The following is a 9,586-nucleotide window of genomic DNA, read 5'->3' on the forward strand; positions in this document are numbered from 1 at the left end:
GGCCGTCATGACCGAGGACAAGAAGCTCGTCGAGTACCTGAAGTGGGTCACCGCCGACCTGGCCAAGACGCGCAAGCGCGTCGAAGAGCTGGAGGCGGCGGAGCCGGAACCCGTGGCGATCGTCTCGATGGCCTGCCGCTACCCGGGCGGGGTCAGCTCGCCCGAGGGGCTGTGGGACCTCGTGCTCGACGGCGGTGACGGCATCGGCGCGTTCCCCGAAGACCGGGGCTGGGACCTGGGAGGTCTGTTCGGTGACGAAAGAGGACGTTCGTACGTTCGTGAAGGCGGTTTTCTCGACCGCGCGGGCCGCTTCGATCCTGGGCTCTTCGGCATCTCCCCGCGGGAGGCGCTGGCCATGGACCCGCAGCAGCGCCACCTCCTCGAAGTCTCCTGGGAGGTGATCGAACGCGCCGGCATCAACCCGCTTTCGCTGCGTGGCAGCAAGACGGGCGTGTTCGCCGGCGTGATGTACCACGACTACGGCCAGGGTGCGCAGTTCCCCGAAGAGGCCCTCGGCTTCCTCGGCGTCGGCACCGCGGGCAGCGTGCTGTCCGGGCGTGTCTCCTACACCCTCGGCCTCGAAGGCCCCGCGGTCACGGTCGACACGGCGTGTTCGTCGTCGCTCGTGGCGATGCACTGGGCCGCGCAGGCCCTGCGGGCCGGGGACTGCGAGCTGGCGATCGCCGGCGGGGTCACGATCATGGCGACCCCGGGGTCCTTTGTGGACTTCTCGGCTCAGGGCGGCCTCGCGCGCGACGGGCGGTGCAAGTCCTACGCCGAGTCCGCCGACGGGGTCGGCTGGGCTGAAGGGGTCGGTCTCGTCCTGCTGGAGCGGCTGGCGGACGCGCGCCGCCACGGGCACGAGGTCCTCGCTGTGGTGCGCGGGTCGGCGGTCAACCAGGACGGCGCGTCCAACGGGCTCACCGCCCCCAACGGCCCGTCGCAGCAGCGGGTGATCCGGCAGGCGCTGACGGTCTCCGGGCTGACGGTGTCCGAGGTGGACGTCGTCGAGGGCCACGGCACCGGTACCCCGCTCGGCGACCCGATCGAGGCGCAGAGCCTGCTGGCCACCTACGGCCGCGACCGGGAGACGCCGCTGCTGCTGGGTTCGGTGAAGTCGAACATCGGGCACACCCAGGCGGCCGCGGGCGTCGCGGGGGTGATCAAGATGGTGCAGGCGATGCGCCACGGCGTGGTGCCGAAGTCGGTGCACCTCGACGAGCCGTCGTCCCACGTGGACTGGACGGCGGGCGCCGTCGAGGTCGTCACCGAGCACACACCGTGGCCCGAGACCGAGCGCGTCCGCCGGGCGGCCGTGTCGTCGTTCGGCATCAGCGGCACCAACGCCCACGTCATCCTCGAACAGCCGGAGCCCGTCGAGCAGACCGCCACCGAGGCGCGACCCGGGGTTCGCGCGTTCGTCGTCGCCGGACGCACCGAAGCCGCGCTCGCCGCCCAAGCCGCCCGCCTGCGCGAGCACCTCGACACCACCGGCGCCGAACCGGCGGACATCGCGTGGTCGCTGGCGCACTCCCGGGCCGCGCTCGAACACCGCGCCGTGATCGTCGCCGAAGACCCGCGCGAGGACCTCGCCGCGCTGGCGGCCGGCACCCCCGGCCCGGCGGTCACCACCGGCGTCGCCGACGTCGACGGCCGGGTCGTGTTCGTCTTCCCGGGCCAGGGCGCGCAGTGGGCCGGCATGGGCGCCCGGCTGCTCGACGAGTCGCCGGTGTTCGCCGCCCGCATCGCCGAATGCGAAGCCGCGCTGGCGCCGTACCTCGACTGGTCGCTGACCGACGTCCTGCGGGGCACCGCCGCGCTCGACCGCGTCGACGTCGTGCAGCCCGCGTCCTTCGCCGTCATGGTCGGGCTCGCCGCGTTGTGGCAGGCCCACGGGATCACCCCGGACGCCGTGGTCGGGCACTCCCAGGGGGAGATCGCCGCGGCCTGCGTGTCCGGCGCGCTCAGCCTTCACGACGCCGCCCGCGTGGTCGCGCTGCGCAGCCAGGCGATCGCCCGCCGGCTGGCCGGCGCCGGGACCATGCTGTCGGTCTCCGTGCCCGCCGCCGACATCGAAGCCCGGCTCGCCCGGTTCGAGGGCAAGCTGTCGGTCGCCGTGGCCAACAGCCCGTCGTCCGTCGTGGTCGCCGGCGACCCGGCGGCGGGGGAGGAGCTCCTGGCCGAGCTGACCGAGGCCGGCCTGCGGGCCCGCCGCATCGACGTCGACTACGCCTCGCACTCCGCGCACGTCGAGCTGATCGAAGACGAGCTGGCGACCGCGCTCGCCGGGCTGAAGCCGCGTCCGCCGGAGATCCCGTTCTTCTCCACTGTGGACGGTGAGTGGGTCGACACCGCCCGGCTGGACGCCGGCTACTGGTACCGCAACCTGCGGCAACGCGTCCGGTTCGAAGAAGCCATCCGCGAACTGCTTTCCCTGCAGTACCAGGCGTTCCTGGAGATCAGCTCGCACCCGGTGCTCACCGTGCCGCTGCAGGAGATCGCCGAGGACGCCGGCGCCCGCGCGGTCGTCACCGGCACCCTGCGCCGCACCGACGGCGGCCTCGCCCGGTTCCTGACCTCGGTCGCGAAAGCGCACGTCCGCGGGGTCAGCCCGGACTGGGCGAGCCTCCTGGCCGAGGGCGCGAACGTCGTCCCGTTGCCGACCTACGCCTTCCAGCACGAGAACTACTGGCCCGAACCCGCGCCGGCGGGCACCGCGGACCCGGCGGAGGCCGCGTTCTGGACCGCGGTCGACGACGCCGACTTCACCGCGCTCAGCAGCACGCTCGACGTCGAAGAGGACGCGCTCACCCGCGTGCTGCCCGCCCTGTCGTCGTGGCGCCGCCGCCGTGGTGACCAGTCCGTTGTGGACGGCTGGCGGCACCGCGTCACGTGGAAGCCGTTGCCCGCTGGGACTCCCGCGCCCGGCCGCTGGCTCGCGCTGGTTCCCGAAGGCCTGGACCTGCCGCTCGACGCCGACCGCCTGGTCGTGGCCCCGGACGCCGACCCGGTCGAAGTGCTGCGGGCCGGACTCCCCGGCGAGTACACGGGCGTCGTCTCCTTCCTGGAACTCGACGGGACGACGTTCGCCACGACCGCGGCTCTGACCGAGTTCCTCGCCGAAGCCGACCCGGCGCTCCCGCTGTGGGCTGTGACCCGGGGCGCGGTGTCCGTCGGCCGCTCGGACCCGCTCGACGACCCCGCCCGGGCAGCCCTGTGGGGCGCCGGGCGTGTGCTGGCCCTGGAGTATCCGCGCGCCTGGGGCGGGCTGATCGACCTGCCCGAGACCCTCGACGAACGCGCCGCCGCCCGGTTCGCCGCCGCCCTCGGTGGTGTGGAAGACCAGGTCGCCGTCCGCGCGTCCGGGCTCTTCGGCCGCCGGCTGGTGCACGCCGCGGCCGGGGGCGCCGCCGAGCCGTGGCGCCCGCACGGCACGGTGCTGGTCACCGGCGCCGGCGAAGGCTTCGGCGCACGCGTCGCCGAGTGGGTCACCGAGTGCGGCGCCGAGGTCGTGACCGGCATCCCCGAGGACCGGCCGCTGACGGCCGTCCTGCACACCGCCGGGATGACCGGCGACCCCGACGCGTGGGCCACCGCCGTCCAGCTGGACAGCACCCTCGCCGACACCGAGCTGGAAGCCTTTGTGCTGTTCACGTCGGTGAGCGCGGTGTGGGGCGCCGAAGGCCAGCGCGACCGCGCGGCCGTCGACACCGGTCTCGAGGCACTCGCCCGGCACCGCCGTGACCGCGGCCGCGTGGCGACCGCCGTCGCGTGGAGCGCCTGGGCCGACACCGGCGTCGCCGAAGACGAAGAGACCGCCGGGTTCCTGCGGGCCCGTGGCCTGCCGCCGTTGCCGGTCGAGCAGGCGCTGCTCGCGCTCGGGCAGACCATCGCCCACGACGACATCGCCGTGGTGCTCGCCGACGTCCGGTGGGACCGCTTCGTCCCGGCCCTCACCTCCCGCCGGGACGGCACGCTGCTCGACGATCTGCCCGAGGTCCGCGCGCTCGCCGACACGGGTTCCGGCGACGTCACGGCGACTTCGGGGCTGCTGGCCCGGCTGCGCGAAGCCGACCCGCGGGAGTGGGAGAACCTGCTGCTGGACCTGGTCCGCGAACAGGTCGCCGGCCTGCTCGGGTACGCGGGCGCGGCCGCGGTCGAGCCGCGCCGTCCGTTCAAGGAGCTGGGCTTCGACTCCCTCACCTCGGTCGAGCTGCGCACCCGGATCAACGCCGCGACCGGCCTGGCGCTGCCGGCCACCCTCGTCTTCGACCACCCGCGCCCGGACGCCGTCGCCCGGCTCCTGGCCGCCGAGCTGCTCGGCGACGAGGAGCAGGCCGTCGCGCCCGCTGCGGCCGGGGTGCTCGACGGCGACCCGATCGTCGTGGTCGGCATGAGCTGCCGTTACCCCGGCGGGGTCCGCTCACCCGAAGACCTGTGGCGCCTAGTCGCCGACGGGACCGACGCGATCACGGAGTTCCCCGGCGACCGCGGCTGGGACCTGCTCGGCCTCCAGGGCGGCGCGTCCTACGTCCACGAGGGCGGCTTCGTCGACGGCGTCGCCGACTTCGACGCCGGGTTCTTCGGGATCTCACCACGGGAAGCCCTGGCGATGGACCCACAACAGCGCCAGCTCCTGGAAGTGGCGTGGGAGCTGTTCGAACGCGCCGGCGTCGACCCCGAAGGCCTGCGCGGCAGCACGACCGGCGTCTACGTCGGCGGTTCCGGCAACGGCTACTCGCCGCCGCCGGAGCTGGCCGGGCACCTGCTGACCGGGGCCGCCACCAGTGTGCTGTCCGGCCGGATCTCCTACCTGTTCGGGCTCGAAGGTCCGTCGGTCACGGTCGACACCGCCTGCTCGTCGTCGCTGGTCGCGCTGCACATGGCGGCGCGTGCGCTGGCTTCGGGCGAGTGCTCGCTGGCCGTCGCCGGCGGGGTCACGGTGATGGCGACGCCCAGCGCGTTTGTCGAGTTCAGCTACCAGGGCGGCCTCGCCCCGGATGGCCGCTGCCGGTCGTTCGCCGAGACCGCGGGCGGCACCGGCTGGTCCGAAGGCACCGGCCTGCTCCTGCTGGAACGCCTGTCCGACGCCCGCCGCAACGGCCACCCGCCGCTGGCCGTGCTGCGCGGCACCGCCGTCAACTCCGACGGCGCGTCCAACGGCCTCACCGCCCCCAACGGCCCGTCGCAGCAACGGGTGATCCGCGCCGCGCTCGCGAACGCCGGACTGTCCACTTCGGACGTCGACGCCGTCGAGGCGCACGGCACCGGCACCTCCCTCGGCGATCCGATCGAGGCCCAGGCCCTGCTGGCCACCTACGGGCAGGACCGTTCCGAGCCCCTGCTGCTGGGCTCGGTCAAGTCGAACCTCGGGCACGCCCAGTCGGCCGCCGGGGTCGCCGGGGTGATCAAGATGGTCGAGGCGATCCGCCACGGCGTGCTGCCCCGGACCCTGCACCTCGACGAGCCGACGTCCCAAGTGGACTGGACGGCGGGCTCGATCTCGCTGCTGACCGAAGAGCGCGCGTGGCCGGAGACCGGCCGGGCCCGCCGGGGCGCCGTCTCGTCGTTCGGGGTCAGTGGCACCAACGCCCACGTGATCCTGGAGCAGGCCGAGGAGACCGAGCCGGTTCCCGCCGCGGTCACCGGCCCGGTGCCGGTGCTGCTGTCGGCGCGCACCCCGGAACGGCTCGCCGCGCAGGCCGCGCAGCTCGCGGACTTCGTTGCCACCCAACCGGATCTCACCGATCTCGCGGCCGCACTGGCCACGACGCGCACCCACTTCGACCACCGCGCCGCGGTTGTCGCCGCCGACCGGGAGTCGTTGCTGGCCGGACTCCGCGAGCTTGACGGGCCGACCCTCGCCGGACCCGGAGGCAAGCTGGCGATCCTGTTCGCCGGGCAAGGGAGCCAGCGCCTCGGCATGGGCCGCGAGCTGGCGGCGACCTACCCGGTGTTCGCGGACGCGCTCGACGCCGTGCTCGCGCACCTGGACGTCGAGCTCGACCGGCCGCTGCGTGAGGTCATGCACGGCGATGACGCGGACCTGCTCAACCAGACCCAGTACGCGCAGGCCGCGATCTTCGCGTTCGAAGTCGCGCTGGTCCGGCTCCTGGAGTCGTGGGGGATCACCCCGCACCAGCTGGCCGGGCACTCCGTCGGCGAGATCGCGGCCGCGCACGTCGCCGGCGTGTTCAGCCTCGCGGGAGCGTGCCGGCTGGTCGCCGCGCGCGGCCGGCTGATGCAGGCCCTCCCGGCCGGTGGCGCGATGCTTTCCGTGGTGGCGAAAGAAGAAGAGGTCGTCCCGCTGCTCGGCGACGACGTGGTGGTCGCCGCCGTCAACGGGCCGCGCTCGGTCGTCGTCTCCGGCGCCGAAGCCGCCGTGCTCGCGGTGGGGGAGCACTTCGCCAAGACGCGCCGGCTGGCCGTCTCCCACGCTTTCCACTCGCCGCTCATCGAACCCGCGCTCGCGGAGTTCGGCCGGGTCGTGGCCGAACTGGAGCTGGCCGCGCCGTGGATCCCGATCGTCTCGACCGTCAGCGGCGACGCCGACTTCACCTCCCCGGAGTACTGGGTGCGGCAGGCGCGGGAAGCCGTGCGGTTCGCCGACGCCGTGACGACTTTGGCCGATTCGGGGGTGACCACGTTCCTCGACGTCGGCCCGGACGGCGTCGCCGCCGCGATGGCGGCGGAAAGCCTCACCGGCGGCGAGGTCGTCGTGGGCGTGGACGCCGGACCGCGGTCGCTGGTCACCGCGCTGACGAAGCTGCACCACGCGCGCGTGCCCGTCGACTGGGCGGAGTTCTTCGGCGGCGGCCGCCCGGTCGTGCTGCCGACGTACCCGTTCGCCCCCGACCGCTACTGGCCCGAGGGTTTCCACGGCGCGAACGGCGACCTGCGCCTGTCCGGCCTGCACTCCGCCGAGCACCCGCTGCTCGGCGCCGGGGTCGCGCTGCCGGAGTCCGGCGGGTTCCTGTTCACCGGCGCGCTGTCGCCGCAGCTGCAGCCGTGGCTGGCCGACCACACCGTCGACGGTGTGATCGTGTTCCCGGAAGCCGGGTTCGCCGAGCTGGCCGTGCGCGCGGGTGACGAGGTCGGCTGCGACCTCGTCGAGGAGCTCACCGTCGAGGTCCCGCTCACGCTGCCGCCGGTCGGCGGGGTGCACGCGCAGGTCGTCGTCGGGCCGGAAGGTCCGGCGGGGACGCGGGAGCTGACCGTCTGGACCCGGCCGGAAGGCGCGGGGGAGCAGGTGTGGACGCGGACCGCGGCCGGCCGGCTCGCGCCCGGCGCCCCGGAACCCGCCGTGGACCCGGCCTGGCCGCCCGCGGCCGTGGAGCTGGAGCTCGACGGCTTCTACGAGGAGCACGCCGAGATCGGCGCGGCCTTCCGCGGCCTGCGGGCGGCGTGGCGCTCGGGCGACGACGTCTACGCGGAGATCGAGCTGCCCGCGGCCCGCCGGGACGACGCGGCCAAGTTCGGCCTGCACCCCGCGTTGCTGGACGCGGCCCTGCAGACCGTGACGCTGCTGGACCTGCCCCGGCGCCCGGCGACGGGCTGGACGCGGTTCGCGCTCCACGCCGCGGGCGCCGCCGCCGCGCGGGTCCACCTCCACCGGGACGGCGACACGGTCACCCTCGTCCTGACCGATCCGGGCGGTACGCCGATCGCGTCCGCGGAAGCCCTTTCGTTCGGGGAAGCCGTCGCCGCGCCGCGGCAGGGGCACGACTCGCTGTTCCACCTCGAATGGACGCCGCTGCCGGAGGTGGCGCCGTCGGGCAAGCGGTTCGTCGAGTTCGGCGAGGACATGACCGACCCGACCGGCGATGCCGTGGTCGTGGTGCCGGTGGACACGAGCGGCGACCCGGTCGCCGCGACCCACCGGGCGACCACGCAGGTCCTCGACCAGCTGCAGTCCTTCCTGGCCACCGACGACGTCCAGGTCGTGTTCCAGACCGGTGACGGCCCCGCGGCCGCGGCGGTGCAGGGCCTGGTCCGGGCGGCGCAGTCGGAGAACCCGGGCCGGTTCCTGCTGGTCGAGGGGGACGCGGTCGAGGCGGCCGTTGCTTCCGGGGAACCGCAGATCTCGGTGCGTGACGGCGTCCCGCACCGGGCCCGGCTGGTCCGGGCGCCCGCGGCGGACCGGCCGGAACCCGGCTTCGGAGACCCGGACGGCACGGTGCTCGTCACCGGCGGCGCGGGCGGGCTGGGCCGGCTGCTGGCCCGGCACCTGGTGAGCCACCACGGCGTCCGGCACCTGCTGCTGGCCGGCCGGCGGGGCCTCGGCTCCGCCGGCGCCGCCGAGCTGGTGACCGAGCTGAAGGGCCTGGGCGCGGACGTGCGCGTCGCGGCGTGTGACACCGCCGACCGCGACGACGTCGCCGACCTGCTGTCCGCCGTGCCCGAGGCGCACCCGCTGACGGCGGTCGTGCACGCGGCCGGCGTCCTCGACGACGGCGTGGTGGGGTCGCTGACCCCGGCGCGGCTGCGGAAGGTGTTGCGCCCCAAGGTGGACGGCGCCTGGCACCTGCACGAGCTGACCCGGGACCTCGACCTGGCGGCGTTCGTCCTGTACTCGTCGGCGAGCGGTCTGCTCGGCGGTGTCGGCCAGGGCAACTACGCGGCGGCCAACTCGTTCCTGGACGCGCTGGCGGCTTCGCGGCGGGCGGCAGGGCTGCCGGCGGTGTCGCTGGCGTGGGGCCCGTGGGCGCAGGCGGACGGCATGGCGGGCACGCTCGCCGACGTCGACGCGCAGCGCCTCGCGAAGTCCGGAATGCGCCGGTTCACCCCGGAAGAGGGCCTGGCGCTGTTCGACACGGCGGTCGCGTCGCCGGCGGCGATGGTGGTGCCGGTGGGGCTGGACCTGGCGGTGCTGCGCGGCCACATCGTCCCGCCGGTGCTGGGCGAGCTGGTCCCGAAGACCCGCCGCACCGCCCGCATCGACGCCGACGGCGTCCGCTCGTTCGTCCCGAAGCTGGGCGAGCTGGCCCCGGAGGCGCGCGGCCGCGAGCTGCTGGAGCTGGTCCGCGAGCTGGCGGCGAGCGTCCTGGGCCACGGCTCCCCGGCGGCGATCGACGCGGACACGGGCTTCACGGAGATCGGCTTCGACTCCCTGACGGTGGTGGAGCTGCGCAACCGCCTCGGGTACGCGACGGGCCTGACCCTGCCGGCGACGGTGCTGTTCGACCACCCGAACCCCCGGGTGCTGAGCGCGCACCTGCTGTCCCTGCTGAGCCCGGAGCCGGTGGACCCGGCGGCCCGGGTGCTGGACGAGCTGGGCCGGTTCGAGCAGCTGGTGGCGGACCCGGCGCTGGCCCCGGAGACGGTGATGTCGGTGACAGCGCGCTTGCGGTCCCTGCTGGACCGCCTGGGCGGCGACGAAGAGTTCCTGGAGTCCTTGGACTCAGCCGGCGATGGCGAGCTGTTCCGCCTGATCGACTCGGAGCTGGGCGCGGACTGAGCCTCGGTGCAAGTTGTCGTGAGTGTTTAGGGCGGCTTGGGTTCTAGTGGCCGTTGCAACACCTGAGGTGAGAGGTGTTGCCATGACCGGAAACCGTCGTCGTTGGCTGTCCCGGGACGTCCGGGTGGC

The 9,586-nt window shown here is 74.5% G+C and carries 1 protein-coding gene; it reads left to right on the forward strand.

Translation table 11 applies throughout. The features are described 5' to 3' along the window. Positions 1-7 precede the first annotated feature (7 nt). Entirely contained in the window at positions 8-9,457 is a 9,450-nt protein-coding gene (locus ACZ63E_RS44495) for an SDR family NAD(P)-dependent oxidoreductase (RefSeq protein WP_465342366.1), read from the forward strand. Positions 9,458-9,586 lie beyond the last annotated feature (129 nt).

It is taken from the genome of Amycolatopsis sp. NPDC104819, assembly GCF_055583145.1.